Genomic DNA, 25,577 nt, shown 5'->3' with positions numbered 1-25,577 from the left:
TCAGTTTCCTGGCTTGTCATCCGGGAAACCGTCCCGGCAATCAGCATCGACCAACGCATATCCATAGGCCTTAGCTGCCGCCTCAAACCGCTCCTGGAACGAGTCAGCACCGGGGCGAGTTGCTTCGCCGAAGGTTGGCCAGGCTTCGCCGAGCAGCTGGTGCGACAGTAGGTTGGCCAGCCGGCCGAGCAGCTCCGTATCATCCGCTCCCCATTCCTCGATCATTTCCAGCAGCTCATCTTCGTCTGCCACCAGCTCACGCGCCTGACTGGCGCTCAGGCTAACGCCAGTCACCTGCAGCTCTTCTGCGATCTCAGCGAACAGCCCGTCCTGATCTTGACCGCTTCGATTAGACACCATTCTTTTCCTCGCATGTCTGCGTGCTGACGTGACGAAAAGCAGCAACCGCCAACCATGCCGCTCGATCCGCTCCAGTTAAGGTGTCGCGATTCATTTGAAAGTACCCGGGGAGCTGCGAATCGAGCTCGGTGTTTCCTACGCAGCTCGCGAGCTTCCTCTTTCCATCCTGCAGCAGTGCCGAATCAACGCCGATAAGTGCACGAGCTGTCATGAGGATCACCGTCTCGGGGCTCACCTCCCCGCGCATGACACTTGCGATGGCGTCGCCGAGAAACACCCCCACTTCCTCTGCCTGCTGATCCTCTAGATGGCTCGCTGCTGGAGTGATGGCGTTCTGAACAGATGTATTTCCACTAGTCAATTTCGTTCTCCTTAATCTGAAAGCAAGAAATGGATTCGGGCGTGGTCACAGCACGAAGGCGGAATGGTGGAAGCTATGTAGTTGTGCGGCGACGATCCACTATCCCTTTGCGACTGGCGCTGCCTCGTTCGTTGTCGACTTGGCAAGCTCACGAAGAGAGGAGACCAGCTCGCGAACCGTGTTTTGTGCCATATCCCTCTCAGCTTTAGCCGCTGCAAGATTGGCTTGGGTTTCGGCCAACAGCTCCACACGTGCCTCCATACCCGCAATCTTCTCCTTGGCGGCGTTGAGCTCTTGCAAGGCCGCGCGCAGCTCTGCCGCCTTTGCTTGCTCGCGGCTGGACGATTCAGTAATGACCCTATCCAGATCAGCCCGGAACGCCGCTGACAGCTGCGTGTTCAGCACCACGGCGCGTTCCAGAGCCTCAGCAGCCATCTGGCGGCGCTCCTGCTCTGATTCGTTCCAGGCTGACAGCGCGTCAAGGGCTATCTGTTCGGCTTCCCGGGCGGCTTCAGTGGCCTGCTTTGCTGACTGCTCTCGCGCAGACAGCTCCGCAACCCGAACTTCCAATGAAGCTACCTGGGCCAGCAGCTTGTCCCGCGTGGCATCGGCTTCCAACCTGCTGGCCGCGCCTCCTTCGTGAACGCGGTGCAGTTCTGCGTTGAGCTGGCCGACCTCGCTCTGCGAGCGCTCCAGCTGAGCACTCAGGGACGCTTTGTCCGCCCGCAGCTCGCTGATCAGCCGCTCCAGATTCGCCTCGCGGTCGGCCAGCTTTTCAGACTGTTCAAGCAGCGACCCCTCCCGCATGTCCAGGGCCAGCTGCGCCTCCTGCAACTGCTGCTCGCGCCGGTCCAGCGAAGTCCGGCGTTCGAGCTCTGCCGCCGACACGACCTGCGCAGCTTCGTCCACCGCCTGTCTGACTTTTGCGGCCAAGTCGTCGGCAGGTTTGCGATCGCGCTCGGCCACAACCTTGGAGGCAAATGCGGGACCGTTCGCGGCATACCATTCGTTGATATATCGCGAGATGACGGGCGGGCTGCCACGCCCGCCGACGCGCTCGCGCACAGCCTGATGGGTGGGCGTGACACCATCGGCCACCAAGGACTCGATCGCCTCGTACGCCTCATCGGGGCGAAGGCTGGGATTCTGGGCCATCAGGCCACCTCCGCTGCGGTAGATCGTGATGGTTCGCCGCCCCGAGCGAGCGCGGAACGAATCAGCTCGATGTCTTCCCCGCGCTGTCCGCTGGCGTTGTACTTCTTGCGACGTTCGAGGATCTGTCGAATCACATGCTCGGCATTGCCGGCACTGGCGACATCGGCAGCATGGCCTTGGCATGGCGTGCTCAATTCAGACATGGAGTTCATGATTGGTTTTTCAGCGTTCAAGGGAATTGCGATCATGGGATATGACGCAGCTATTACAGCGCGCTCAGCGTGCGTTGCGACAACCAAGGGAACAGGGCAGCGCCAGCCTCGGTCAGCGCCAGGCAGCGGACTTTGCGCTTCTCATTCTCCTTCACGCTGAGCGTTGGGTCGAATACCAGCTTCTCGTCGACCTCACCCCTAGAGACAAGCCCCATGCAATGGGGTTCATCTCGGTAGCGCCAAGCGTCCTCAAGCTCGACGTAGCGCAGCTGCCAGCCGTGGCGGCCGCTCTTCAACTCTTGAACGGCCGCTTCCGGATTCGCGTAACGGGACGTGATCCGATGGAGGGCAGCCGCGCGATCGGCGGCGCTGCCGGTGGTGTAGACATGTGCCAGCATGTCGTGGCGCGCGATCAGCAGACAGGGCGTCCCGCCGACGTGGGCGATGCCCACCGCAAATTGATAAGCATTCCGGACCACATACCCCCCTTTACTGTCCAGCGCCTGCTTGCAGACCCAATCCAGATCGAGCCCTTTCTGAAAATGAGCGGACTGAGCCGCCGGCAGCTGTAGCAAGGCCTGTGCCTGCTCGTAGCGGAGCGTGCCCAACAGGGATTTGGTTTCGAGCCACTTGGCAGCACCATCGTCAATCGTCCGGTCCAGGCGCTCGTGGTGATATCCGGCGGGATTGGCAGGGATGGTGGTCAGGTACTCCCAGTCGTGCACCACATGCTCGCCGGCGGACGGCCGTAGCAGCTCCCTGGCCCAGTCGGAGAGTACGGCTTCGCCAGTGCTGCCGTCGAACTGGACCGTGGCGCTCGTCGTGTGCCGGGGTTCGCCGAGCAGCGGATCGTGTTCGGCAATTGCCGGCTCCAGATAGACCTTGAAGCGCCCCTTGCCGGTCGAAACAAGACGAAGCGGCCGGCGTCCGTTCGCCGTGCACCACCGCTGAAGTACTTCGACGCGACTGTTCTGCGCCGACAACAGGGTATGCAACGTGTCGAGTACGTTGCGCATGAAGGCGGGGAAGCTGCTGTTAGTCGTATCGGGCGCACGACGATCACGGCGGGCCGCGCGGGCGATAGCCATGGCGTCAGTGATTGCAGCCTCAAGCGCTTCAGGATCATGGGCGATACGCCCTTCGGCCACGGCTTGGCGGAGTCGCTGGCGCAGAGGCGCCTCGGCGGCATCGCGCTCAGCCACCCATGCCCTGGCGACCTGGAAAAGCTCGACGTAGTGATTGTAGCGGCGACGCTCCGACCGGGAGGTCAAGTAGTAGGTCAGTTCCGCGGCATGCAGGCGATCGAGGACCAGCACGTCATTGAGCGCCCGGTCCTCCAGGTACATCCGGCCATTGATTTCGCGTTCTTTGTACTCATGTACCAGCGGCACTTCAATGTAGTTACCGCGTTTGTCCTGGCGGACGCACGCCACGACTGGCCGACTGTCCTTGGCGACGTAGACCCGGTTGTAATCCCATGTGTGTGCGTACTGATACGTCTCCTTTGATGCAAACGCACCAGGAATGAACTCTTGCTTGAACAGCGCCGAGGTCCGCACCGCTACCCAGGCGCCGGGGCCGAGGTACCGGTTCTGTGCGTCGCGGTATGAGGCGAAGCTGGGGCGCTGCACGCCGATCAGGTTGCTTTGGTCGACGAGATGCAGGTAGCGCTCCTGGAAGCCCCAGTCCAGCCACGATGCAAACGGCGGTACAGCCCAGTTGCTCAACACCGCGCCGCGATCGCGCAGGCCCCACAGCGCGGTCAGCACCTTGGCATAGGCATCCAGGGCCCCTAGCTGGCTGCGCTGCGCCTTGGCGTAGGCGATGTCGTCGCGGAGGATCTTGTCTCCGCCACGATCCGCGAAATGGGTGATCTGCTCGGCCGCGCTCGGCATGAGCTGGGTGATCTTCTGCAGGAAGTCAGCAGTGTCGATCAGGTAGATCTGCTCACCGTCACGCAACAGCAGCCGATGGCACTGATTGATGCGATTGAGCTGCTCATTTGCCAAGGCCGCGCCGATGTCACCGGTGCCTTTGGGCTTGACGAATTCCTTGTAGCCACCGCGGAATTTACACAGCACAATGCTGCGCTCAGCTGGCAGCATGCGCTGCACCAAGGCATCGTCGGCCAGTACGGCAACGATAGAGTCGAGGTGAGAATGGTCCAGCCCATCCTCCTCCAAGTGCAGCAGCAGCTCCTCATCGAGCGCCAGCAGATCCTGGTAGATGGTCAACGGGGCCTCAGCTGCGGCCGGCGCGCCTTCACGCAAGATTGTTACCTCCACCTCCTCGCCCGTGTAGACCTTGAGGTTTTCAACGGTGCGCAGGATACCCTTGACCGCGTCGAGCTGGCCTTTGGCAGCTGCCAGCGCCACGGTTGCGCGCTCGGTGTAGAACCGCGCCAGCTTCTCGCCCTGCGCCTGCAGGGCGCCGCTATGGGTCGCAATCCATTTCTTGGTGGCCTCTGCGTTCTCTCGCAGCTGCTCGGCATAGTTGGCCAGGTCGTGGACTTGGCCCGGCGTCGCCAGAGCCTGGCCGGCTTCGGGCGCGTCCGCGCTCGGGTCAAACCCCAGCGCACCCACCGGCGGGGCAACCGGTGCCGGTTGCATGAGGAGAGCCTGCGATTCCTGCATCTTCTGGTGGACGTTGAGCAGCTCGCTTTCGCGTACTTTGGTCCCTTCCGGGCAGTAGGTCCAGTATTGGAAGAAGCAGTCCGCGTGAAACTTGCTTTTATACGCGTGCCTTTCCGGCACGCTCGGGTGGGCGGCAAACTGATAGACATGCGGCTCACCGTCTGCGTACTCGATGTCTTCCAGCAGTAGTACTGTCCCGGCCTGCAGCTTGGGGGCCTGAACCTGTTTGTCGTTCTCCTGGCCGGTGACCGCCTGCAGCAAGCGCCAGTAGCTGCCGGGACGGGGCTCGTCCAGGCGCTCGACGGTGGTGCTGGTGCCGCGCTCGACGCGTCGGATGACCAGGTCATTGCTGGGGGTAGGTGAATCAGCAGCCATGGTTGGTGCTCCAGTCGCGATTGCGAACCCAGTCGATGAACGACTCGTTCGATTCCGAACGCAGATAAGCCTGATAGCGCTGCTTGGATCGCGACAGCGGTGGCGCTACCGCTACTGACACCGCCGCCGCGCGGCCGCAATCGGTGACCGTAAAAATGTCATCGCCACCGGACATGGCGCTCCCCGCATGCCGGGTCATCATGCCTGCCGCGACCAGCGAGGTGCACAGCGCGTGGTCGGCGCCGCCGGCGCCGGTCACAAAGTGGTTGCGATAAGCACGGCCGGTGCCAGCGCTACCGACGCCCAGGGCATGCCGCAGCACATGCAGCTGCTCGGTGGTGAGTACTTCATTGCTCATCGGATCGCTCCTGGGAACTGGCGGGGTTCGCATCGAGCATGGCGCTCGGGGCGAGCGGGGTCTTGGGGGTGGCCTCGTGCCGGTTGCGGCCGGGATCGGCGCTGACGTCGTACAGCTCATGGACCCGGCGCACCATGCTTTCGCCTTCCTCTCGGCGCCAGCCGTGGTGCTGGTAGACCGCCTGCAGCAGCTCCAGTGCAGTCGGCCGCGCCATGAACCGTGGTGCCACTGGGGCCGCGCCCAGGGTGGTAGCCACCGCCGCCGGTACCGCTAACGGTCCACGCAACTTGGTTAGGCAAAACTTGCAGGTGACCACCTCCCCCTCGCCAGCGATGTTCATGCCATCGCGGCTGCGGGCATTCATGCGGCCACACAGGGTTGTGGTGCAGGTCGCGCCGGGGCGCTGGATGCGTCGCCCGGCGTGCAAAACCATGTTCCGGCCGCTCATGGGTGCGCCGCCTGGCACAGCTCAGCGGTGCGCAGCGCGATCTCGTGCCACACGCGCTCGCGCTGTTGGCGCGCCTGCTGCAGGAAGGAGGCACGGTGCTTGCGCATCCTGGCGCGCTGCTGCCGGCGTTGCGCAGCCGTGCCCGCTGTGACATCCACTCCGGAACCGACGCCGCGGCTGGCCAACAGCCAGCGCTGTTGCTCCCTGGCCGCACCAACCCAGTAGGCACATGGCACGGCGATATGGACGCATTCGCGTGGACTGAGGGCTTGAACGTGCAAAAGCGGGAGTTTTTCCTGGATCATTTGGGAGTCCTAGGCTGCACACGTATAACGTACCATGGAGTGTATTACGTAATACACAATATGTGCAATAACTGTCGGGTATTGCATCTATCAGCAGGATTTCGAGGATTTGACGAACGACCACGGCTGGCGTAGGCTCGATCTGCACGGGTGCGCCTGCGCCCGCCAACTGGATCTGCCGCCATGACCACGCTGAAGTACCTGGGGCTGCCGGACCTGACCGGCCACGCACCTGAAAGCCTGACGCCGCACCTCGGACACCTCGAAGCCGATGCCCTGGGAGGCTATGAGCTGGTGTTGCCGGAGCTGCGGCAGGGCCTGCATGTTTGGACCCGAGGCACAGCAGCCTCCGATCCGACATGGGACGAACTGCAGCGCCTGACCGACGCTGTTCGCGGCTTCTCACGCGCGTTTTTGCTCCAGGGCAACCTGCGACGGTACCTGCGGGCTGGAGCCCGCCGCAGACCGATGGCATTTCGGCTCGATGCCAGGCGTCGCCAGCCCTATCAGTTCGCCATTGATGCCAGCCTCCACGAAAGCATGGCAACGTGGCTGCGTACATCTCATGATGGCGACGTGCTGGTAACGCTGTTTCCCCCGGAAGCGCGAACCGAGGCTCAGGTCGAACAGCAGCTGGAACAGGCGCTGCAGCAGCTGAGCGGCGGTAGAGCAGCTGAAACAGCAGACCCTTCCGAACGACACATCCCGGCCGAAACCACTGCCAGCGCTGTCGCGCGCTCAGAAGCAATTGACGGATGGCTGACCGCGCAGGAGGCCGGATTGCAGCTGCCTGGCCGCTCCGGGTCTCCCGCCCAGCGGGCCAGCAGACTAAGGCGCACCGGGCAGCTGTTCGCTGTGTGGGTGCCCGAGGAGCGGGCCTACCGCTTTGCGCCGTGGCAATTCATGCAGTCCGGTAGGCCCAGCCCGATCCTGCCCCAGATCCTCGAACTGGTCCGCGGCCCCAACGGCGTGGCCGCTGGCGAGCGCACCTCTGGATGGGAAGAGCTGGAATGGTTCCGGGCACCGCATGCGCTGGCCGATGGCCGCACGCCGGCCGAGCTGCTGGCCACCGATCCGCCCGCGATCCTGAAAGTCGCGCAGGCCGATTTCGAGGAAGGAGCCAACGATGCCCGGTGGTAGTCCGTGGTGTGTTGCCACCCCTACGCTGCAGGTAGTTCCGCAGATCCCGTTGTGGCACGTCTACAGCCGCGCCTACCACAGCCTTGCGCCCAATCCGTATTCCAAGGCCCGAATGGCCCTGGTGGGCTCGCACAGCATGTTCTATGCAGCAGACTCAGTTGCAGGGGCGCTGTGGGAAACCGTCTTGCGCAGCGTGGCGGTCGGTGCAAATCTGCAGGCCCACGTGCTGCCGATGCATCTTCATGGCTTCGACATCGTGCAGATCCGTGCGCGTCGCCCCGACCTGCCACTGCTCGCCCTGGGCCAACCCGGGCTGCGCGCCCTGTACCCAGATCCTGACTCTGCCGCCGCCCAAGCCGTTGCCACCCTGCTCCACCAACCCCACCACGCGGCCACTCACCCGCAGGCGACACAACTGCACACCGAACTGCAGGCAGTGGGTGTCGCTGATATGCCCGTGCTGAGTTGGCCGTCGCGCATGCACCACCCCAGCACGGCTTATCTGGCCTACGCCCCGCCAATGGATGACAGCTGGTGGGATGTGATCGCGCCTCCGGTCCAGCTGGACGACCCGGCAGCAGGCCACCCGCTGGTGGCCGCGGCACTGGCCAGCTCTGGCTACACCTGGGCCACGCCTTTGGCGACTACCGCGACGCCGCCGCCGCCAGTGCCAGGGACCGGGCCTTGAGCAAGTCAGCGCGTGCGGCAAACACACGGACCCTGCAGGTGCGGCCTGCAGGCGAACACCACCAGGTAATCACCGTTGCCAGCGACCGCAGCGATCGCGCCACGCACTGCACCCGCCCCTGCAGCGACTGCCCGTGGCGACTTGATGCGGTGGGGCAATTCCCGCCGGAGGCGTTCGTGCATTCGGCGGGCACCGCATACGACATGGCCACCTCGACCTTCGCCTGCCACCAGGCCGGTGCCAGCCGCCCCCGCATGTGCGCCGGGTTCCTCCTACGGGGCGCTGAGCACAACCTCACGGTGCGCCTGGCCAAGATCCGTGGAGAGCTCACCCGGCAACCAACGTCGGGCGGTCACCGGCTGCATGCCTCCTATGCCGCCATGGCGATCGCCAATGGCGTGGCCCCAGATCATCCGGCGCTGGCCCTGTGCCGCAGTGCTGACCACGATGCCGGCGGTTACTCGGCGCCGCAGCGAGTCGCCCCGGCGCCTGCCGCCTCAAAGAGATCACGCTCATGAGCGAGGGAAGGCCAGTACCAACCGCAGCGCGTGAACCCCAGCAGCTGCTGGTGGTCGACAACCTGGCCCCCGGTCTGCTGTTACCCCAGGGCGAGCCCTTGCAGCCCGAGACGCCCGCCATGCCCGGTCCTGCGGCGATCCGCGATCGCCTGCGTCGATGGGAAGCCAAGTACGTCAAGGGGCGGTCGGCGGCCACCATCAAAGCCGTCCGTGCCGATTGGGGGGTGGTCACCCACTGGTGCGAGCGCGCCGGCCGCTGCGCGCTACCGATGGCCGAGCCCGACCTGGTGCTGTTCCTCAACGACATGCTCACCCTGCGCCGCAAGAAAGCCACGCTGGTGCGCTACGTGCGCACCATTGCCCTGATTCACCGCGCCGCGCAGTTACCCAGCCCGCAGCAGCATCCGGAATGGAAGGATGATTGGGCGGTGATTTGCCGGCAATTGGGGGAGCTCGACCTCGTCGCGCCAAAGCAGGCTTCGCCCATGCGTACGTCACACCTTGACGCAATGCTGGCCACCTTGGGAGACACCCCCATCGAGCTGCGTGACGCCGCGCTCATCAGCCTGGCGTCGGACACGCTGTGCCGTGAATCCGAGCTGGTCCAGCTGCAACTGGGCGACATCCTGCCCACCGAGTCGTCAGATCGATTCACGGTCTACCTGGGACGGACCAAGACCGACCAGGACGGCATGGGTGCCTATCGCTTCTGCAGTGGGGAAACACATGCACGCTTGATGACTTGGTGCGAGTGTGCCGGCATCGCGAGTGCGAAGGACTACCTTTTCCTTCCGGTTGGTCGCCGTAAGAACTTCGTGCGGCCCGACACCGGTAAGCCAATGCTGCCGGTGCAGGTCGCCCGCGTGCTTGAACGCGTCGCCCGCCGGGCGGGCGTGGGGCCGCGCCTGACTGGGCATTCGGCACGCGTAGGAAGCGCGGTAGAAATGACGGAAGACGGTGCATCCGTCCGCGCCATCATGGATGCCGGCGGATGGCAGGGGGAGCGCATGGTGTTGCAATACACGAAGCAGTCGAGGGCCGGGCTGAATGCCATGGCCGATCTGCGGCGGAAACAGAAAACGACGGAGCACAAAAAAAATGGCTGATGTGGACACGAACGAGAGCCTAGCCGCACCTCCCGATGGAACGACTCACAACGGGGCCGCAATGTCTGCGGATGAATTGCAAAAGCGACTTGAGTACCTGGAACGGCTGGTTCTCCCTCGAACGGCGTCGCATGAACGTCTCCTGAGGGGTCAGAACAACGCGAGCAACAGTACCAAAGCATTGACCCGCGATGCATTTGGCGAGCTCATGCTGAGCATCGAAACCGCGCAAGGGATCATCGCCGATGTGTTCCATCGCCTAGATGGGAAGCGGTGGTCAGCAGAAGGTGATAATTTGAAAAGACACCTCTTGCTGGCGTCCTTCGCTTCAAACATGGCTCTGATTGAAGCGCTCACGGCCCAAGGTATGTATGTGTCGGCGTCAACGCTTGTGCGTCAGCAGATGGAAGGTCTCGCTGAGCTTGAGGGTATTGAAGCAGGCAAGCCGCGCAGAAAAGATAAGACAGCAAACGTCGGACTTCTGCGTTGGAAACTTAGCAAGGCGTACGGAAGCCAGAGCGACATTGCCCACAACGACCCTGACAAGCTGTTCCAGTTGCTAGCCCAGGAACAGACAACCGCAAAAGACGTTGATTCCATATCTCCTGCCGAAGAAACGGACCGGCCAACATTCTCCCTGGACCTCTATCCACGATTTATCGAAGGGAAGGCAAAGCAGCTGCTTGCACAGCAGGCATGTCTAGCATTGATTGTCTCGGCTCACGCGCTCTGCTTCATGCAGGACGTGTCCAATGAGGTGGTGTCCGATCATGATGTGGACTTGATTCAATTTCTTGGTTGGACGCTGGAAAAGCAAGGCATCGTAGAGCCAGCCACTAAAAAATAATTTACACCGTGGCGCTTCCTTCGCCATCGCACGGTAATCCATGAGCTTTGAGCATGGCGAGGATGCGGCCTTGGACGTAGGCCTCATCCTCGCCGGCATTGTCTTCGATCACGTCAGCCTGGCCAGCAAACGCTTGCCAGAAGTCGTCGCCATACTCCTGCTGCAGACGCGGTATCGCTGCATCCAGCTCGTCCAACGCCCGATCAATGGATGCGCGATTCCCCGTAAGAGGTGTGCAGGTCGCGCCCTCTGTCTCCGATGGGATCAGCCCTGCAGAGGCTAGTAAACAGGAAAGGTGGCCCTGAAGAGCTGCCCGGTCTTCATGGGGAGCATCATCGACCAACGCTTGCGCTTGAGCTTCAAAGGCCAAGTAGTCAAAGTCGGCGTCCTCATCGCTCCCCAAACGCGGAAGCCGGTTCCTCAAGGTGTCCAGCGCGGATTCAATTTCTGGGCGGGATTTGGGCATGGTGAGTGGCCGTAGATCGATTGCAGCAGCCTGATACCCCTGGCATCAAGAGCACGCGAAAGCGCGTCAACAGACTGAGCGCCCCGGAGAACCAGCATTTTGCGAGCGGCGCTGAGCAAGGGCGCGGCCACGGGCTCAATGGCCGCGTTCTGCCCGTGTTGGCTGCGGTACCGATGCGCGCAGGCGGTGCCGGCAGAGCCAAACGCCAAGGCCGGTCGGCCGCTGAACGGTCGCGGACATGAAAGGGTCATCTGGTCGGTTAGTATTTGTACTAACATTCGGGCTGTCTCGTGTCATGAGACACCACCCACGCAGAGTTCCCGCCATGCAGTCCCTCACCGTTCCCCACACGATCGCCACGTTGATCGGCCCAGCGGCCATCGACGGCCCGGCGCACGTCGTCCCGTTGGCCGGCGCGCGAGCCCGTCTGGGCTTCCCCTCCCCGGCCGACGACTTCATGGACGATGCCGTTGACCTACACCGCCTGCTGGTCCGGAACCCGGCAGCCACCTTCCTGTACCGGGCGGATGGCTGGTCGATGCTCGGCGTAGGCATCAGCGACGGCGACATCCTGGTGGTAGACCGGTCTGTGCAACCTCTGGCCGGTGACCTGGTCATTGCCATCTGGGACGGAAATCAGCCTACGTGCAAGGTGCTCCAGCTGTTCGAGCACCACCTGGAGCTGCATTCGGCCAACCCCGACTTCCCCCCAATCGTGCTCGATCAGGGCACCGAGGTGGAGGTGTTCGCCGTAGTCGGTGTCGTCCGCCAGATCCAGCGGAGGCGCGGCCATGTTCGGGCTCGTTGACGGCAACAATTTCTACGCCAGCTGCGAGCGGGTTTTCCAGCCGGCTCTGCGCGGCAAACCGTTGGTGGTGCTGAGCAACAACGACGGGTGCGCGATCGCGCGATCAGCAGAAGCCAAAGCCCTGGGCATCAAGATGGGCCAGCCCGCGCACGAGCTGAAGCACCTGGTACGGCATCACGGCCTGCAGCTGCGCTCCGCCAACTTCGGATTGTATGGGGACCTGAGCAGCCGCGTTGTATCTGTGCTGCGCGATGCGGCGCCCCGCGTCGAGGTTTACAGCATCGACGAGAGCTTCATCGACCTGGACCGCATTCGGAACAGGGAGCGTTTTGCGCGGGAGCTCCGCGCACGGGTTCATCGGTGGACCGGCATTCCGAACTGCATCGGTATCGGCCCGACGAAGACGTTGGCCAAGCTGGCGAACAAGGCAGCAAAGTCGGGTGATGGCGTTGTCGACCTGAGCGACCCGCTGAAGCGGGAAGAGCTGCTGCGGCGGTTTCCAGTAGAGGACCTGTGGGGCGTTGGGCGACGCTTGGCGCCCAAGCTGATGAACATGGGCATCAGGACCGCCTCCGCCCTGCGTGACGCGCCCCCCGATGACATCCTTGCCACCTTCGGGGTGACCCTCGCACGGACCCAGCGGGAGCTGCAGGGACATGCGTGCATGGAGCTGGAGGAGGTGGAACCCGACCGACAGCAGATCATGGTGAGCCGCTCGTTCGCGGATCGGGTTGCCGACCACGATGCCGTCGCCCAGGCGCTGGCTACCTTTGCAATCCGGGCCTGCGAAAAGCTGCGTGCCCGTGGGCTGGTGGCATCCGGCCTGTGGGTGTTTGCCCATTCCGACACCTTCCGGCCCGAACTGCCGCAGCACAACGCGACGCGATCGGTCGTGCTGCCGGCGGCGACCTCAGATACCACGCTCGTGCTTGGCGTCGTCAGACAACTACTACGCGGCCTGCTGAGAGATGGAATCGGCTACAAGAAAGCTGGAGTTGCATTGCTTGACCTGGCCAAGCCTCACGACCTGCAGGCAGACCTCTTCACCCCAGCCGTAGCTGGGAACGACGCACTGATGGCGACCCTCGATCAGATCAACCGCAAATTCGGGCGCGGTGTGGCCGGACTCGGGGCGTCAGGCTGGAAGGACACGCCCGCCTGGGGCATGCGCCAGCGCATGCTTTCCCCGAACTACACGACCTCAGTGCACGAACTTCCCCGCGCCCAGTGCTGACGTCCGATGTAGCGGTAGGGGGCCGTCACGTGGGCCGGTCAACGCTGTGCGAAGAACTCTACCACCGCTGCGGAGTATGGTTCGTCAATGTGCGGCCGATTCGTCCAGCTCCCCGTTGTTGACTTGGGCCAGCCCGGCCTGGCTGACCTTGCTCCCGGGTTGGCCGGGATCGAGGCTAGCTACAACCTGGCGCCGACGCAGCGCGCATCGATCATCATGGATTGCGGGGAAGGCCGGCAGGTCACACGTCTGGCATGGGGTCTGTTGCCGTTCTGGGTGACGGCCAAGGCCATGCAGGGCAGGGCCATCAATGCCCGCATCGAGACGGTAGCCACCAAAGCGACCTTCCGGACAGCGTTCAAGAAACGCCGGTGCGTCATCCCCATGGCGGGATACTACGAGTGGTCTATCAGCCCAGTCGACGCGAACAAGGACCCGTGGTTCATCCACGCAACTGGCACGCTACTCGCCGCCGGCCTGTGGGAGGACACCAGCCCTCTTCTACCCGACGGCAACCTCGGCACCTTCACTATCATCACCGGCGACAGCAGTGGCGTATCGGCTGACATTCATGACCGAATGCCAGTGTGGCTACATGCCGGCCAGATCGACGACTGGATGGCCGCCAGCCCGGACGATGCCATGGCGATGCTGTTGGCCAGCGAGCCACCGGCCATGGAGGCTTACCGCGTCAGCCGAGCCGTCAACAAGCCCAAGAACAACGACCAGGGCCTGCTGGAACCGATCTTTTGACCAAGCCTCCTCCTGGCCCGAGTGCTAGCCGGGGTTGTCCGCAATCCCCTAGCGGCGTTCTGGCTGTGGCTGAAGGAGCTCTTCCACAGAGGTCCACTTTTGGCGAATTACCTACAAAGTAGGTTGTGCGCCAAAAGCGGACCCAGCGGCCGTGAAACGGCTGCTTGCACTTCACCGCGCCTACTATTTCACCAATTGCAGATGCCTGGTGGCTGGGCGTGCATCCGCTGGGGTCACTTCCCCGCTACTCATGGCAACTACCATCTCGAAGCCCATCCGCGCGAACCAATTCCTGGTGAGTAGACCCCGACTATCACGAGGCAGTTCCGGCATGTCATTCTGGTTCGACCAGCACTCGTAACTGACGGGATGGACGTAGTCCATCTCACAGTTCCCATCCGGAAACACAAAGATCACCCGCTCCCACGACGGATCAGGCGGCTCTGGCCAAGCGTAGCCAAGTGGCGCCAAGCGCTCCAGACGCCCGCCGTCGCAGCACCCGGACAAGCCGACCGCAAACGCCCGCAGGTGCAGCACCTCCACCGAGCCGTCCGTCGCATCCCGATGATGGGCGCAAACAGACTTCAGCGCCTGTCGGGTAAGCCCGCGCGGCAAGCTCCAAAGGAAACACTCAAGGCCTTGCTTGTAGAACCACTCAACGTCCAGGTCGATGTAGTTGAGACCCCTGTCCTGATACCGGCCCTCATGGAAGTGCCCGCTCATGCTGCTGCCGCCGTGAGGTCAAGCGCGGGCCTTCCATCCCACACAGCTGTAAAACCGAGAGTTGTGGCGAGCAAGTGCATGGCGAGTCGGTTCCGTTGATGGGGGCTGAGGGGACCCGCCGATAAAAAGTGACTTGGGCGCAATAATACGCTTGCATACGCGGCGTAACTTTGATTATAGTATAAGCACGGCAAGCCGCCCGACAACACGCGACCAAGGAGGTCGGTGATGAACCAGGCACATGCGAAATCCATCTTGCAGGCTGCAGCAGGTCGTTGCGCTGCGCACCCGCCCATACCCTGAAGTAGCTTTCGCGGCGCGGGGCTAGCCGTCTCTTCGACGTCCACCCACGCCGGCGCAACGTGCGCACGCTCACTCACGCATCCCGCCTCGCAACGCTGAAGTCAATTTCCGGAGCCTTTCCATGTCTTTCGACAACATCAGCCTCACCAATCCCTCCCTCAAGAACCTCGACATCCCGCCGGCGCTGTTCCAGGCTGAGGTGACCCCTGGCGGCGTCAAGGCCATCAAGAGTTCTGCAAAGCGCAGCGACGCCTTCATCATGCAGGCTCCGGCAGATCTGGTTGTCGTCTCCGACTTGAACACCCGGATCAAGACGCCGGCACTGGCCGAGCGCATTCGCGTCCTCGCTGACGACATGAAGGCCAGGGGCTTCCGTATCGATCGGCCGATCAGCTGTTACGTGGAACGCCGCGACGGCGCTGATCGCGTCATCATCGTGGATGGCCACACTCGACTCTCGGCAGTGCTGCTCGCGATCGAGGAAGGTGCGGACATTGAGTCCGTGCCGGTCTGCCTGCTCCCCAAGTCGACCAACATGGATGACATCCTGGTCAGCCTTGTGGTGGCCAATGCCGGCGAGAAGCTCACGATGCTGGAAACGTCCATCGTGGTGAAGCGGCTGCAGGCGCGGGGCAGCATGGAAGATGGCGAGATCGCAAACAAGCTCGGCGTAACGACGACCCAGATCGACAACCTGTCCATCCTGGCGGCAGCTCCGAAGGCCGTTCACCAGATGGTGGCGGCTAACCAGGTTGCCGCATCTACTGTCATCGAGCTCATCAAGAAGGTCGGCGTGGAGAAGGCTGTCGCACAGCTCAAGGAGCAGCTTGCCGCAGCCAACGCGAACGGCAAGAAGAATGGCAAGATCACGCCGAAGTCGCTGCCCAGCATGCAGTTCGCCTCCGCCCTGAAGCGGTCCGCTCCCCGTCTCTTCGAGCACGCATCGAACATCCGGAAAGACCCGGCCTACGATCAGCTCAGCGCAGAGACGCGCGAGCAGCTGGACACCCTGCTTGCAGAGCTCGAAGCAGTGAAGCCCGCCGAGTAACATGCGAGTGCCGCGGGTGCTGACTTCGTAGCCAGCGCCCGCACTTGCCTCCACCAGACCTTGAAAAGCCACCCTGCTAGCCGGCACTGAGTTCGGACGCAATCAATGCGCTTTCACGCGGTGTCGCATAGGCTTCGCTGAGATACTCAGGATGCCTGATGGAAGCCAGACGACTCTTCGTTGCGCTACGCTTACTTGCCCGCCTGAAGCGGGCATTTTCACTGGCTCTGGTTGCACTCTCAGCAATGCTGGCGATTGGCGGCTACCCCTTGACGGCGGCCGCCGGCCTGACCGTAGCGGCTGCTGGCATCTTCCTGCGCCACTGTACACCTGCCTGGGCGAAGGTCGGCGTGGGTATAGCTGTTGTGACCTTGGCCGCCCTGTCAATTCAGTACGAAGGGCAGGCCAGAGGCCGGAATGCCCCTCTCACGTCTCCGGCGCGGCCTCTTGTCGCGTTTCTTGATCCTCAGCCGCTGGGCGTGCCCACGCTTCAAAGTGAATTCCACGCCGCAGCGTCACGCCCCGGGGCGGCACGAATTCGGGACGGTGGATCGCGGACACCAGCAGTTGGGTTTCGGCGCGCTTGTTAGACGTGTCACGGAAAGGCGCGCCGTGCCAGTTGCAGTTTCCGAGCGGGACACCGTGCGTGGCCTTCAGACAACGGCCGTCCCATTCCAGCAAGCCCCAGCCCGCCGGCAGGTCGTCGACCTTGATCACGCCCGCCGGAGCCGCGTAGAAGCGCCAGTCGCCTACGGCGTCCGCTGGGTCGATGCGGTGCGGTTTCTTGGCGTCGGCAAGGAAATCAGACCGACTGGCCTTTACCTCTACGACCAGCGATATTACCTCTACGGCCAGCGATATTCCGTCACGCCAGCCGATGGCGTCGGGCTGTTCACGCGGACCGGCTTTGAATGGGTCACACAGGATCGCGGCGCACCCGTTGCGCCGAAGCCAACGGACTGCCGCAGCAACGATTTCGTCATGGAGCGGCCCGGCCATCAGCGCACCCCCCGCAACCCGTAGCGCCGCTCACGCGGTCGGCAAGCAGCGCGATGCGCCCGGTCGGTTACGATCGCGCCCTGCTCACAACGCACGCCCGTGGCCAGCTGCTTCATGCGCCGGGCCCCACGGGGGGCGAGCTGGCTACTCACTGGGTGCCTCCGCGGCGCTCTTGGCCTGCAGCTGCAGCTCGCCGATGCGGATCAGCTCCTGCAGCGGCTTGCGCGACTGGTGCATGGTGTACCCCGTGCGCGCTTCCACTTCGAGGTACTGGGCCAACAGCTCCGGGCGATGTCGCGCGCCGTTGGCAATGTCACGGGGGCTTCCCATGATGCAGAACACGCAGGACAGCCGCTGATTTCCGGCCAGGTACGCCTGGTGCGGGGTCTGGCCGGCTGAGGCTATGGTTCGCCACACCTCAGCGGTGTCCATCTCGTGAATCGGCAACCACTCAAACCACTCGCGGCCGCGCACGGTGCCGCGCTTGTTCACCTGGAATGCGGCGCGGCGTGCCCGGCCCGGGCTCTCGGCCGCGCGGATGCCCAGGCAGGTCACAACCTGGCAGAAGTGGTTCGCCTTTGCGTACGCCCGCACCTCGCGCTGGATAGGGTCGCGCTTCAGGTCGCTGGTGCACTGGCGATTGGACGCCGAGGGCCAGCAGCTCGAACCCGGGCCGGGTCGGACCGCATACCGTCGTTCAACCATCTCCATGAAGGATTTGCGGGCCTTTGCCACGAGGAATGGGATGCCTGCCACCTGTGCCTGGTGCTGCGCGTGTTCGAGTGCACCGTGCCATTCAGCATCGCCCAGGGATGCGTGCACAACCAGCAACTGCCGGCGTGGTACTTGCTCCAGGAGGCGGATCATCATCGCCTGCGAATCCTTGCCGCCGGAATGGTTGATCACGAACAAGGCCCCAGCGGCGATGAGCGCCTCGGTGCTCGGCAGCTCAGCCATCGACCACCCCCGGCGCAGGGTCGCGCTGGCCGTCGATCAGGGCGCTTGCGAGGTGACGCCCACCAATTACTTCCAAAGCATTGGAATAGGCTTCTTCACGCATGGCTACTGCCTTCCAGTGCATTGACGGCGCGCTCGGCCAGCTCGCGGAAATGCGTGATCGAGTAGGCTCCGCCAAACTCGACAGCTTCTTTCAGGTCGGCAATGAGGTCGGCATGTGATGGCGCCTGCGGACCCATCTGATTTGCGTCGACGGCGGGCCTCCCCCCGCGCCGGATCTTCGCGCCGATTTCCTCACGGTGTACGGCAACGTCCAGTGGCGCATCGATCTTGAGCCGCACCTGGCCCTCCATGCCGCCCACTACCCTCACCGTAATGATGTCGCCGAACGGGTCGCCGATCTCGATGGCCTCACCGGGCCTACGCGTAACTACAAGTCCCATGCTATACCGCTCCTATAAGTGGATATGCGATCGCTTCAGCTCGCCTCCGATCACTCGCAATCACTGATCCTGAAGGCCGTGGCCAAGACGTCATAGAGGCGGCCAGCTTCAGCGCTCTGCAGCGCAAAGCGCGCATCCAGCTCCGCACGGCGACCATCCGCATCTCCGTGCTCCAGCTGGTCCAGGGCACCGTCCAGGAATTTCAACTTGCGGACGATCAGGTCATCACCCAGGACGAACGACACGTTGTCCTCCAGGACCACGGCGAGCTTGGATACCTGCTTTCCGGCTTCCAGGTGATTGTCGATCTCATCGCAGCGCAGTTCCTGATGCTGGCACTTGACGACTGCACCGCCTTCGGCGGGGTCTTTCATCTCGCACTCCTCACCCAGGCTCAGCCCGTCCGGGAGCGCTTCACCAGCGATCCATCCGGTCAGGATCGACCGCGGCGCCACCTCTGCATTGAGGGGCATGGCGGGGAAGCTCCCCAACAGCCCACGGATGTCGGACATCACGTTCTCAGCGACCTTCCGGCTGCTACTGTCCACGAACACGACGCCGCGCGTGGTGTCGATGAATGCGTCGGTCCTGCCAGACTTCACGAAGGCCTGGGGCAGCAACTCATGAATGAGATCGTCCTTCATTCGCTTGCGTTCGCGCCCACCAGGCTTGCGGCCCTCGTTCTTCTCGATCTCTTCAATCTTCTTTTCCAGCTTGTCGTTGATGACTGCTGCCGGCAGCATCTTCGATTCGCCTCCAACGGTCAGCCACAGATGACCGCCCGAGCGATGGAAGAGCACCTGCTCTTCTTCGCGGCCGAACGGTGAGATGAAGCCGCGCGACGTCATCTCCAGCGGACCCACCGGCTTCAACTTCACCAGGGCCAACATCGCGTTCAAACCATCGTCGCCCTCCGCTTCAGCAAGCTGGACGAGGCTGGCGCAGGTAGCGGCCGGAATGCGGAACATCACCATCGATCGAAAGAACATACGTCCTACTCCTTGGGGGTTATGCGGCCTTCTCGGCCTGATTGTCTGAATTGAGCTGCCACATGCCGGCACTTACCCGGTGGGCAACGGTGCGAAGCGTCTGGCGGACCTTGGCCTGCCACCACGGATTGGATGTTGGCCGGCAGCCACCGATGTCTCGATAAAGTTCCTGCAGCGTCGCGATTCCGCCATGTGCCTCAAGGGCTGCGCGAGTTACGGCCGCCCAGCCGGATCGCACGCCGCCCGCCAACAGTTGGCGATAGCGCTGTTCGAGCAACGAAACAGCATGTACCTCGGGGTAAAGAGCAAACCCCACCAAGCCGCGTAAGCCACCTTTGCGCAGCTGCGCAAAGCAGAGCGGATGCTGCAGCCTTGGAAAGAGGTTGCGAGGGAGCATGTGCTGCTGCAGCTCCCATCGTTTGCCAAGCCGATCAACGGTACTGGCGGTCTGTAGGACAAAGCATGGGAGGATCAGTCCGACACGCCCCTCCTCTGGTAGCACGGTCCACACGCGGTCGAGCATTGCCTCAACGAACGCCCTGGAGAACGGCGGATTGCCGATCACCGCCGTTGGACTAACGGGCAGGCCAACGCTTCGGATGTCACCTACCAGCACTTCACGACCGCTCAACCGTCGCGCTACTTGGGCGAGCTCGGGATCAATCTCAACTCCAAATGCCGTCACGCCATCGGGAATGGCTGCCAGGAACGCGCCATCGCCGCATGTGGGCTCAAGCACGACGTCACCCTCCCCCAGATCCGAGAAGAACCTCTCGACCAGTGCCTGTGCCGCCCACTGCGGAGTCATATACTGCGAGAGCTCCACGATTCGAGCCTTGCTCATGCCCCGTTCCTGGCGATCGGTGGAGGGGTCAGCACCAGCTCCCGCCCGGTGCTGGGCAAGGCCTTGTGCGCCTTGTAACGCCTGATCCAACTTAGGAAGGCAACACGCTTGCAGATACGCGCCGCAGAGGCGCCGCTTGCGTAGCACACCAACGGCACGTCAGCTCGGCTGATGTAGAGAATTCGGCGCGACTCGGAACGCGTTCTCTTCTGACTCCCTTGGCCTGCAGACTTCCTGCTGGCCACCCAGATCTGACCGGGCTCCAAGCTGCGGTATTTCCGCTTTGGCTTGATCGCCATCACGTCGTCCTCGCATGGCCACGGGCGAACGCGTCAATCTCCGCAACGAGCAGGGCGGCCTGTTCGCGAAGATCCTTCAGCCCGCTTGCCGTGAAGCGGGACGACCAGTCCGGGTTGGCGGCAAGGAAGGCTATCGCGGCAACCCATTCATGCGCTGGGGTCAGCGTAAGAAGGTCGACTCCTGTCTTTTCCTTGATCTCGGCAAGCTTGCGCAGACCATCCTCAGCGGCACGAACGCGCGTTCCCACCATAGACTCCACGGCGGCATCGGCACGCACCTGGATCTCTGCCCTCGACTTCTCAGTGAGGGCCTCGATGACCGCTCTGGACATCGCTTCATCCAGGCCGGCATGCCTTCGCAGCATCATGGCGAGGAACTCGCGGGTAAGGGGTTGCGGATCAAGCTTGTCTGGCTCTTTGCGCTTGCGCAGTACGCTGCCATCGAATTCAAGCAGGCCCCAATGCGCAGGCAACTCAGAAACCTTGCTCACTCCCTTGTCTGCGACCAACCACCATTGGTCGCAGAACTGGTGCACGGGCGGGTTGCTATCTGCGGTCTCACGATGCAGGAGCCACTCTTCGCGTGTCGCCTTAATCATGAAGCCGTCAACCGTAAGCCCGTGACTGGGCCAAAGGCCGACGGCTACTGCATCGGCGAAGCTCCCTGCCGCCGCACCAGTGCGTTCAGCCACTTCAAAGAGCAGCGCATAGGCGCGCTCGGGATACCTCAAGCGCAGGGCGTTTCTCAGGGCGACTGCAGCATTCGCCGCGGGCTGCTGTGCGGTCATGTCCAGTGCTCCAGCTCAAGCGAAGCGCGATGAGCATCTGATCCGATGCCCTCATTCAAGCGTGCCTCTCGCCCCTTGATGACACCCTTGAGCATGTCAAGGGCGTGCTGACGCCGTGGCGCTGCAACCGGGTTGCGGTCCGACGGTGAATCGTCTTGCTCGGCATGGGACGCTGCGCTGCGACGCTCGATAGCCGCGCTATGCAAGCTGCGCTGGGCAGCATCCAAAGCGGTCGCGGGGAACAGCGCGGCTACGGCCCGCACCCAGCCTTGCGCAAAGGCCTCTCCCCGTTCGACGCGATTGCGTGCCGACCGAACACGGCTGATGTGTTTCAAGCGCTCGGCATCCATCTGTCGCCGCAGTACCGTGAATGCATAGGCGCAGATCTCAGCATCCGCCGGGCCGCCGACGAACACGATCTTCGTCGTGCCGCCTCTTCCCTTGTAGCCGCCGCAAGAGCGTTCAGTCACCACACTGCAGCGATACCCCCGTGCGATCGCTGCCGCCAGCTGCAGCACCGACAGCAATGGGCGGGCGCCCTTCGCCCTGGTTCCGGCTTCCGCGAAGGCCAGGTCGCCGACCTCCGACTCTGACAACCCGAACTTCTCCATGAGCGCTCGGGCTTGAGCGGCTGCCCGTGCAGCCTCATGCGCATTGGATGACGCCCCGAGGCGTAGACACGCCTTGACCTTGCGAATTGCTGCTGCTCTGTCCATACGAAAGCTCCGTGCATTTCGAGGAAAGTGACTTTGAGTGCCGCCCGGATTGTTAACAGGACGTCCACCACACTGAGCTCTTATGTTGGCTTACTACAACGAAAGTTGCAACACGATAGTCAAACGACTAGAGTTAAGTGAACCCGCCGTTGACCAGTACCCATGACCAACCTTCCCTCCTCTGCCGGCCCCTTCAGTCGTGTCGGCATGACCATCGTTGGCGCTCGCGTGCCGCGCCTGGATGACGCTGGCGCTCCGATCCCGGGTCAGTACACCCAGCCAGCACTGGCTGAGCTGCTTGTGCCCCGGTCAAGCGCCGCGGAGCTGGAGGGAAATTTCGCTCTCTTCCTGTCTGCTCCAGAGCTGCGTGCAGAGCGGAACGAACTTGCCCTGCACCTTCGCAACGCGATCGACTACATCGAGCACGGCGAAGCAAATCGGCGGCACCTTGCCGATCTTGCCCAGCTTCGAGGCATGCTGGATCGTGAGATGCGCACCCAGGGCCCGATGCAACTTGCACTTGCCTCTGGCAACGGCAAGGCAAGCTTCGACATCGCCGCGGCCAGAACGGCACTGGCCCACGTGGGCCGGGACGCGGACAGCCAAATGCCTACGTACTCGCAGCTGGTTGAGCTCGCCGGGCGGCTGGCGGAGCAGCTCTCCGAACGCCAGCATCCGCTGGCCCCCCGTGACTCGTCTTCGACTCATGAGCAGGAGCTGCTGCAGAACGCTTTTGAGGTCCTCTCACGAACCCGCTTTTCGCCGACGCCGGCCTGCGCGGAACCAGACAACGATCACGGCCGCTCCCCGCTTCCGTGACGTTTGCGGCGCCGGACGTGGACAACCCGGCGTCGCCTCTTCTTTCCTTTACCTGCCTGTCCAGCAATGCAACGGAGCACCACCATGGCGCGTCGAACCAAGAACATGGTCATCCTGGTCGGATTTCTCGGCCGCCCCGCAGAACTCCAGGAACGCAACAACCGCAAATTCATCGTGTTCGATATCGGCACCACCGAAAGCTGGGGACCCAAGGAAGATCGTAAGGAAAAGACCACGTGGAATCGCTGCATCGCCGGCGGCCAGACCGCGGTCAACCTGGCAAAGTTCACGACCCAGAAGGGCGCGTATTTGCACATCGAGGGCTCGTTGCAGAACAGCCAGCGGGAAAAAGATGGCCACACGACCTACTACACCGATGTGCGCGTGAGCGAGTTCATCGCGTTGGACAAGCTGGAGCGCAACACCAGTGACGAAGAGCCGCCGCAGCCGGCAAGCACTGACGGCCTGGACGACCAGGATATCCCGTTCTAGACAACACCTAGTTGGAGTGCTGTGTACATAGGGGGCGGCGACCGCCCCCTTGCAATCGTCAAGGTGTGAAGTGAACAAATTTTCCCTTACTACGTTGTCGCAAGCTCTGATGGATAGCCAGGACTTGCTGCGCTCAATTCATGCGTGCGAACTCGATGGCTCCGAGCCGCTTGTCGCGGAGACCATTGCGATGCATGACCAGGTGATCAGCGACGCGTGTTCGCCCCACGTCGCACTTGTGCTATCGCAGCCCACCGTTGCTTTCATTCCAGTCAGATCTGTAACGCCCATGCGTGGGAATTACACTCCGGCGCCCGCTGCCATTGCAGTGGACATTGATCAGGCGTTCTTGGACCAGCTCCACGAGCTTCGCAGTGTATGCAGCGCCCTGAACGTTGAAGAGGTTCAGACCGTCCACTACCCGTATTGGGGTCGCGACAACGATGGCGAGCCGCTGCCGATGGAGATGGAAAGGCTGTGCGTTGGCCGGGACTACTTCCGCTTCGAGGCCAGGAGTGACACCTGCGATGCGCGCTACGAATCAGACGCTTTGCAGTTTGAAGAGCTGGAAAAGCGGCTTTCCGAGCAGGTGCCTGTTCTCAATTTTAGCCAAAGCGCCCGCACCGAGGAAGTTGAACAGTTCCTTGAACAGCGCGACTTGGCAGCGCGGCCCGCACCGTAGTGCCTGTGATCCACGGCACAAGGCGTTCAATCAAAAGTTCCTGAGGGAGTTCCAATGGGCATTGGCGTGTTTACAGAAAGCTTCAACGGCACCGGCAAGTCATTTCTCGTCTCCGGGCCTTCCTACCTGAAGGCAAGGTATCAGTCGGAGTGCCACACCTCCCCACACGCGCAATCAGAGCCCGACTTCTCCTATGTGACTTGGGCTGAAGAAAACGGTATCAACGCGCAGGAGGACATTGCCGGCATCGTCGATTCAACCTTGGCCTCTCTCGGCCTCGACGCCGGCTTTTTTGGGGAGGAAGAACGGGCGACGTTCGATAGCGACTTCGCTCTCATTGGCCGAAGTGACCCTATCGAAATCGGGCTGCGCGACTGGGATTTCGAGTACGACTTTGTTGTTGCCGCCGCCGCGGCGAAGGGCCGATACCGCGACGGACCGTACGAAAAGATTGCACAGCCCGAGCTCTATCTGGCCAATTCCCTATCCAACGGCCGCATTGCTTCAGTCTACGCCGCTACAGCTATCTGCCTGGCAGAAGATACCCTGGTCTGCCTGCGCCACGCGCTGCAGCAGGCAGGCTTTGAATGCCGGTACCCGACGTCGGCCTGGACCACAGCGCCCTACCCCGCGCTCGACGAGGACGTTGTTCGTGCAGCGGGCGAGCGCATCAGTTCCGCGAACAGGTACATGAAGCTCGACAGGGACGAGCGTTTCCGTGAGCTCTACGCTACCGCCGACGGCCGCGCCTCGGTAGTCCGGACGGTCCAATCCATCGAAGCGACCGGTGAATACCGGAGTGGCGAAGGTCACCTCTATACCTGGACCCCGTATTACAGCCCCACCCGTGACGAGGTCATTCTCCTGGACCCGTTCGATTTGGCAAGTGATCGTCCGGCCTGGTCCAACGGCGAGCTGAGCATGCCGCCAGCGCTTATTGCGCAGCTCGCCAAGGCAGCTCCCGAGGGATATCTGTACCCCGTCCCACGCGACGAGCACACAGAGGACTGGTGGGCCAGTCAGCAGGCGAATGCCTTGGGGAGGTCGGGAGTGCCCTACTTGCTGGTCTCTGAGGCCGAGTTCACGGAAACTACCGGCATTGAAGTCGGCCGCTGGCCGAGCGCCGACCTGGACGAAGAGAGCGAAAACGATGACAACAGCAGCTTCCGGCCGTAAGCCGCCCGGCAGGCGCGGTCCGGGTGAGGACAACCTGCGCCGCCTCTCGGTACCCCCGCACAGCGTGGAAGCCGAGCAGGCGGTGCTCGGCGGCCTCATGCTGGTCCCGGAGGCCTATGACCGCGTGGGCGACAAGCTGAACCCCGACAATTTCTATCGCCGGGACCATCAGTTGATCTTTGAGGCGATCCGCGAGCTGGCCACCCTCAACAAGCCCTTCGATGCCGTGACGCTAGGCGAGTGGTTCCATGCCGAGGGCAAGCTTGACCTTATCGGGGACGGCAGTTACCTGGTCGAATTAGCCAGTACGACGCCGTCGGCGGCCAACGTGCTGGGTTACGCCGAAATCGTGCGCAAGCACTTCCTGGTGCGCACGCTCATCGCCAAGGCAACGGAGATTGCAGAGGACGGTTTCAACCTCGGCCGCGGCGATGCTGAAGAGCTGCTGGCCCAGGCTGAACAGAAGATCTTCGCCGTTGGCGAACAGGCGCGGATGACCAAGCGCGACCTGGTGACGCTCAAATCCGCGACC

General features: G+C 62.7%; 31 protein-coding genes. 14 read left to right on the top strand and 17 right to left on the bottom strand.

Features of this window, described 5'->3' with window-relative positions; all coding sequences use genetic code 11:
* From AC13FN_RS14350 to AC13FN_RS14315, 8 genes are all read right to left on the bottom strand, one after another.
* Complete coding sequence (locus AC13FN_RS14350; RefSeq protein WP_482985107.1) at positions 1–357, bottom strand: hypothetical protein; 357 nt, start codon at positions 355–357, stop codon at positions 1–3.
* Positions 350–721, bottom strand: coding sequence for a hypothetical protein (locus AC13FN_RS14345; protein ID WP_263934805.1), 372 nt, complete (start codon positions 719–721; stop codon positions 350–352). The genes AC13FN_RS14350 and AC13FN_RS14345 overlap by 8 nt, the downstream gene beginning before the upstream one ends.
* A gap of 99 nt (positions 722–820) precedes the next feature.
* Positions 821–1,876, bottom strand: coding sequence for a DNA-binding protein (locus AC13FN_RS14340; protein WP_263934806.1), 1,056 nt, complete (start codon positions 1,874–1,876; stop codon positions 821–823).
* Positions 1,876–2,124, bottom strand: coding sequence for a hypothetical protein (locus AC13FN_RS14335; RefSeq protein ID WP_482995114.1), 249 nt, complete (start codon positions 2,122–2,124; stop codon positions 1,876–1,878). Before AC13FN_RS14335 ends, AC13FN_RS14340 begins: the two co-directional genes overlap by 1 nt.
* 17 nt (positions 2,125–2,141) lie before the next feature.
* The gene (locus tag AC13FN_RS14330; protein ID WP_263934808.1) at positions 2,142–5,096 is read right to left on the bottom strand and encodes a hypothetical protein; all 2,955 of its coding nucleotides are present in this window, start codon (positions 5,094–5,096) and stop codon (positions 2,142–2,144) included.
* Positions 5,086–5,454 carry a hypothetical protein gene (locus tag AC13FN_RS14325; RefSeq protein WP_263934809.1) on the bottom strand — a complete coding sequence of 123 codons (369 nt, stop codon included), beginning with the start codon at positions 5,452–5,454 and terminating at the stop codon, positions 5,086–5,088. Before AC13FN_RS14325 ends, AC13FN_RS14330 begins: the two co-directional genes overlap by 11 nt.
* Positions 5,444–5,902, bottom strand: a complete 459-nt coding sequence (locus tag AC13FN_RS14320) for a hypothetical protein (RefSeq protein ID WP_263934810.1) — start codon at positions 5,900–5,902, stop codon at positions 5,444–5,446. Before AC13FN_RS14320 ends, AC13FN_RS14325 begins: the two co-directional genes overlap by 11 nt.
* Positions 5,899–6,207 (bottom strand): hypothetical protein, encoded by a 309-nt coding sequence (locus AC13FN_RS14315; RefSeq protein WP_263934811.1) that lies wholly within the window; start codon positions 6,205–6,207, stop codon positions 5,899–5,901. The genes AC13FN_RS14320 and AC13FN_RS14315 overlap by 4 nt, the downstream gene beginning before the upstream one ends.
* 183 nt (positions 6,208–6,390) lie before the next feature.
* Between AC13FN_RS14315 and AC13FN_RS14310 the strand changes: the two genes are divergently transcribed.
* Genes AC13FN_RS14310 through AC13FN_RS14290 form a run of 5 tightly spaced genes read left to right on the top strand, consistent with a single transcriptional unit; the run spans position 6,391 to position 10,506 of the window.
* Positions 6,391–7,347, top strand: a complete 957-nt coding sequence (locus AC13FN_RS14310; RefSeq protein ID WP_263934812.1) for a hypothetical protein — start codon at positions 6,391–6,393, stop codon at positions 7,345–7,347.
* Entirely contained in the window at positions 7,334–8,035 is a 702-nt protein-coding gene (locus AC13FN_RS14305; RefSeq protein ID WP_482995113.1) for an RES domain-containing protein, read from the top strand. Before AC13FN_RS14310 ends, AC13FN_RS14305 begins: the two co-directional genes overlap by 14 nt.
* On the top strand, positions 8,032–8,553 hold the full coding sequence (locus AC13FN_RS14300) for a DUF6283 family protein (RefSeq protein ID WP_263934814.1): 522 nt from the start codon (positions 8,032–8,034) through the stop codon (positions 8,551–8,553). Before AC13FN_RS14305 ends, AC13FN_RS14300 begins: the two co-directional genes overlap by 4 nt.
* A 50-nt stretch (positions 8,554–8,603) precedes the next feature.
* Positions 8,604–9,659 (top strand): tyrosine-type recombinase/integrase, encoded by a 1,056-nt coding sequence (locus AC13FN_RS14295; RefSeq protein ID WP_263934815.1) that lies wholly within the window; start codon positions 8,604–8,606, stop codon positions 9,657–9,659.
* Positions 9,652–10,506: a hypothetical protein gene (locus tag AC13FN_RS14290; protein WP_263934816.1), complete on the top strand. Its 855-nt coding sequence runs from the start codon at positions 9,652–9,654 to the stop codon at positions 10,504–10,506. Before AC13FN_RS14295 ends, AC13FN_RS14290 begins: the two co-directional genes overlap by 8 nt.
* Before the next feature lies 1 nt (position 10,507).
* Here the strand turns inward: AC13FN_RS14290 and AC13FN_RS14285 are convergent, their stop codons facing one another.
* Positions 10,508–10,972 carry a hypothetical protein gene (locus AC13FN_RS14285; RefSeq protein WP_263934817.1) on the bottom strand — a complete coding sequence of 155 codons (465 nt, stop codon included), beginning with the start codon at positions 10,970–10,972 and terminating at the stop codon, positions 10,508–10,510.
* A gap of 325 nt (positions 10,973–11,297) precedes the next feature.
* Here AC13FN_RS14285 and AC13FN_RS14280 point away from each other — a divergent pair, with 325 nt between their 5' ends.
* The 3 genes from AC13FN_RS14280 to AC13FN_RS14270 all read left to right on the top strand — a co-directional run bounded on the left by AC13FN_RS14280 (position 11,298) and on the right by AC13FN_RS14270 (position 13,767).
* Positions 11,298–11,780 (top strand): translesion error-prone DNA polymerase V autoproteolytic subunit, encoded by a 483-nt coding sequence (locus AC13FN_RS14280; protein WP_263934819.1) that lies wholly within the window; start codon positions 11,298–11,300, stop codon positions 11,778–11,780.
* Positions 11,764–13,014, top strand: a complete 1,251-nt coding sequence (locus tag AC13FN_RS14275) for a Y-family DNA polymerase (RefSeq protein ID WP_263934821.1) — start codon at positions 11,764–11,766, stop codon at positions 13,012–13,014. Before AC13FN_RS14280 ends, AC13FN_RS14275 begins: the two co-directional genes overlap by 17 nt.
* An 87-nt stretch (positions 13,015–13,101) precedes the next feature.
* On the top strand, positions 13,102–13,767 hold the full coding sequence (locus tag AC13FN_RS14270) for an SOS response-associated peptidase (protein WP_263934822.1): 666 nt from the start codon (positions 13,102–13,104) through the stop codon (positions 13,765–13,767).
* Positions 13,768–13,950: 183 nt separating this feature from the next.
* On the opposite strand, the gene AC13FN_RS14265 is transcribed toward AC13FN_RS14270, so the two are convergent.
* A complete protein-coding gene (locus tag AC13FN_RS14265; RefSeq protein WP_263934823.1) occupies positions 13,951–14,490 on the bottom strand; it encodes a hypothetical protein in 540 nt (179 codons plus the stop codon).
* A 424-nt stretch (positions 14,491–14,914) separates the two neighbouring features.
* Between AC13FN_RS14265 and AC13FN_RS14260 the strand changes: the two genes are divergently transcribed.
* The gene (locus tag AC13FN_RS14260) at positions 14,915–15,841 is read left to right on the top strand and encodes a hypothetical protein (protein ID WP_263934824.1); all 927 of its coding nucleotides are present in this window, start codon (positions 14,915–14,917) and stop codon (positions 15,839–15,841) included.
* A 426-nt stretch (positions 15,842–16,267) separates the two neighbouring features.
* Here the strand turns inward: AC13FN_RS14260 and AC13FN_RS14255 are convergent, their stop codons facing one another.
* The 7 genes from AC13FN_RS14255 to AC13FN_RS14225 all read right to left on the bottom strand — a co-directional run bounded on the left by AC13FN_RS14255 (position 16,268) and on the right by AC13FN_RS14225 (position 21,876).
* On the bottom strand, positions 16,268–16,840 hold the full coding sequence (locus AC13FN_RS14255; protein WP_263934825.1) for a hypothetical protein: 573 nt from the start codon (positions 16,838–16,840) through the stop codon (positions 16,268–16,270).
* A gap of 144 nt (positions 16,841–16,984) precedes the next feature.
* Positions 16,985–17,797, bottom strand: a complete 813-nt coding sequence (locus AC13FN_RS14250; RefSeq protein WP_263934826.1) for a phosphoadenosine phosphosulfate reductase domain-containing protein — start codon at positions 17,795–17,797, stop codon at positions 16,985–16,987.
* A gap of 95 nt (positions 17,798–17,892) precedes the next feature.
* Entirely contained in the window at positions 17,893–18,240 is a 348-nt protein-coding gene (locus AC13FN_RS14245; RefSeq protein WP_482985108.1) for a carbon storage regulator, read from the bottom strand.
* A gap of 50 nt (positions 18,241–18,290) precedes the next feature.
* The gene (locus tag AC13FN_RS14240; protein WP_263934827.1) at positions 18,291–19,229 is read right to left on the bottom strand and encodes a recombination-associated protein RdgC; all 939 of its coding nucleotides are present in this window, start codon (positions 19,227–19,229) and stop codon (positions 18,291–18,293) included.
* Positions 19,230–19,248: 19 nt separating this feature from the next.
* On the bottom strand, positions 19,249–20,073 hold the full coding sequence (locus AC13FN_RS14235; protein ID WP_263934828.1) for a class I SAM-dependent methyltransferase: 825 nt from the start codon (positions 20,071–20,073) through the stop codon (positions 19,249–19,251).
* Between the two features lie 298 nt (positions 20,074–20,371).
* A complete protein-coding gene (locus AC13FN_RS14230) occupies positions 20,372–21,160 on the bottom strand; it encodes a hypothetical protein (protein ID WP_263934830.1) in 789 nt (262 codons plus the stop codon).
* On the bottom strand, positions 21,157–21,876 hold the full coding sequence (locus AC13FN_RS14225) for a DUF7168 domain-containing protein (protein ID WP_263934832.1): 720 nt from the start codon (positions 21,874–21,876) through the stop codon (positions 21,157–21,159). Before AC13FN_RS14225 ends, AC13FN_RS14230 begins: the two co-directional genes overlap by 4 nt.
* A gap of 162 nt (positions 21,877–22,038) precedes the next feature.
* Here AC13FN_RS14225 and AC13FN_RS14220 point away from each other — a divergent pair, with 162 nt between their 5' ends.
* The 5 genes from AC13FN_RS14220 to AC13FN_RS14200 all read left to right on the top strand — a co-directional run.
* Positions 22,039–22,695 carry a hypothetical protein gene (locus AC13FN_RS14220; RefSeq protein ID WP_263934833.1) on the top strand — a complete coding sequence of 219 codons (657 nt, stop codon included), beginning with the start codon at positions 22,039–22,041 and terminating at the stop codon, positions 22,693–22,695.
* 84 nt (positions 22,696–22,779) lie between these two features.
* The gene (locus tag AC13FN_RS14215) at positions 22,780–23,187 is read left to right on the top strand and encodes a single-stranded DNA-binding protein (RefSeq protein WP_263934834.1); all 408 of its coding nucleotides are present in this window, start codon (positions 22,780–22,782) and stop codon (positions 23,185–23,187) included.
* Positions 23,188–23,296: 109 nt separating this feature from the next.
* The gene (locus AC13FN_RS14210; protein ID WP_482995112.1) at positions 23,297–23,869 is read left to right on the top strand and encodes a hypothetical protein; all 573 of its coding nucleotides are present in this window, start codon (positions 23,297–23,299) and stop codon (positions 23,867–23,869) included.
* Between the two features lie 54 nt (positions 23,870–23,923).
* Complete coding sequence (locus AC13FN_RS14205; RefSeq protein ID WP_263934836.1) at positions 23,924–25,045, top strand: hypothetical protein; 1,122 nt, start codon at positions 23,924–23,926, stop codon at positions 25,043–25,045.
* Positions 25,020–25,577 (top strand): DnaB-like helicase N-terminal domain-containing protein (locus tag AC13FN_RS14200; protein ID WP_482995111.1); only part of this gene is annotated, 558 nt, incomplete at its 3' end. The genes AC13FN_RS14205 and AC13FN_RS14200, both read left to right, overlap by 26 nt.

The organism is Stenotrophomonas sp. 115C5 (assembly GCF_056861055.1).
Note: the sequence above shows the minus strand (reverse complement) of the source record. Positions and strands in the feature narration are given on the sequence as shown.

Coding starts and splice junctions, on each gene's coding strand:
- AC13FN_RS14340 (WP_263934806.1), bottom strand. CDS start 1,876: ATGGCCCAGAATCCCAGCCTTCGCCCCGATGAGGCGTACGAGGCGATC.
- AC13FN_RS14335 (WP_482995114.1), bottom strand. CDS start 2,124: ATGATCGCAATTCCCTTGAACGCTGAAAAACCAATCATGAACTCCATG.
- AC13FN_RS14330 (WP_263934808.1), bottom strand. CDS start 5,096: ATGGCTGCTGATTCACCTACCCCCAGCAATGACCTGGTCATCCGACGC.
- AC13FN_RS14325 (WP_263934809.1), bottom strand. CDS start 5,454: ATGAGCAATGAAGTACTCACCACCGAGCAGCTGCATGTGCTGCGGCAT.
- AC13FN_RS14320 (WP_263934810.1), bottom strand. CDS start 5,902: ATGAGCGGCCGGAACATGGTTTTGCACGCCGGGCGACGCATCCAGCGC.
- AC13FN_RS14315 (WP_263934811.1), bottom strand. CDS start 6,207: ATGATCCAGGAAAAACTCCCGCTTTTGCACGTTCAAGCCCTCAGTCCA.
- AC13FN_RS14310 (WP_263934812.1), top strand. CDS start 6,391: ATGACCACGCTGAAGTACCTGGGGCTGCCGGACCTGACCGGCCACGCA.
- AC13FN_RS14305 (WP_482995113.1), top strand. CDS start 7,334: ATGCCCGGTGGTAGTCCGTGGTGTGTTGCCACCCCTACGCTGCAGGTA.
- AC13FN_RS14290 (WP_263934816.1), top strand. CDS start 9,652: ATGGCTGATGTGGACACGAACGAGAGCCTAGCCGCACCTCCCGATGGA.
- AC13FN_RS14285 (WP_263934817.1), bottom strand. CDS start 10,972: ATGCCCAAATCCCGCCCAGAAATTGAATCCGCGCTGGACACCTTGAGG.
- AC13FN_RS14280 (WP_263934819.1), top strand. CDS start 11,298: ATGCAGTCCCTCACCGTTCCCCACACGATCGCCACGTTGATCGGCCCA.
- AC13FN_RS14275 (WP_263934821.1), top strand. CDS start 11,764: ATGTTCGGGCTCGTTGACGGCAACAATTTCTACGCCAGCTGCGAGCGG.
- AC13FN_RS14270 (WP_263934822.1), top strand. CDS start 13,102: ATGTGCGGCCGATTCGTCCAGCTCCCCGTTGTTGACTTGGGCCAGCCC.
- AC13FN_RS14265 (WP_263934823.1), bottom strand. CDS start 14,490: ATGAGCGGGCACTTCCATGAGGGCCGGTATCAGGACAGGGGTCTCAAC.
- AC13FN_RS14260 (WP_263934824.1), top strand. CDS start 14,915: ATGTCTTTCGACAACATCAGCCTCACCAATCCCTCCCTCAAGAACCTC.
- AC13FN_RS14255 (WP_263934825.1), bottom strand. CDS start 16,840: ATGGCCGGGCCGCTCCATGACGAAATCGTTGCTGCGGCAGTCCGTTGG.
- AC13FN_RS14250 (WP_263934826.1), bottom strand. CDS start 17,797: ATGGCTGAGCTGCCGAGCACCGAGGCGCTCATCGCCGCTGGGGCCTTG.
- AC13FN_RS14245 (WP_482985108.1), bottom strand. CDS start 18,240: ATGGGACTTGTAGTTACGCGTAGGCCCGGTGAGGCCATCGAGATCGGC.
- AC13FN_RS14240 (WP_263934827.1), bottom strand. CDS start 19,229: ATGTTCTTTCGATCGATGGTGATGTTCCGCATTCCGGCCGCTACCTGC.
- AC13FN_RS14235 (WP_263934828.1), bottom strand. CDS start 20,073: ATGAGCAAGGCTCGAATCGTGGAGCTCTCGCAGTATATGACTCCGCAG.
- AC13FN_RS14230 (WP_263934830.1), bottom strand. CDS start 21,160: ATGACCGCACAGCAGCCCGCGGCGAATGCTGCAGTCGCCCTGAGAAAC.
- AC13FN_RS14225 (WP_263934832.1), bottom strand. CDS start 21,876: ATGGACAGAGCAGCAGCAATTCGCAAGGTCAAGGCGTGTCTACGCCTC.
- AC13FN_RS14220 (WP_263934833.1), top strand. CDS start 22,039: ATGACCAACCTTCCCTCCTCTGCCGGCCCCTTCAGTCGTGTCGGCATG.
- AC13FN_RS14215 (WP_263934834.1), top strand. CDS start 22,780: ATGGCGCGTCGAACCAAGAACATGGTCATCCTGGTCGGATTTCTCGGC.
- AC13FN_RS14210 (WP_482995112.1), top strand. CDS start 23,297: ATGGATAGCCAGGACTTGCTGCGCTCAATTCATGCGTGCGAACTCGAT.
- AC13FN_RS14205 (WP_263934836.1), top strand. CDS start 23,924: ATGGGCATTGGCGTGTTTACAGAAAGCTTCAACGGCACCGGCAAGTCA.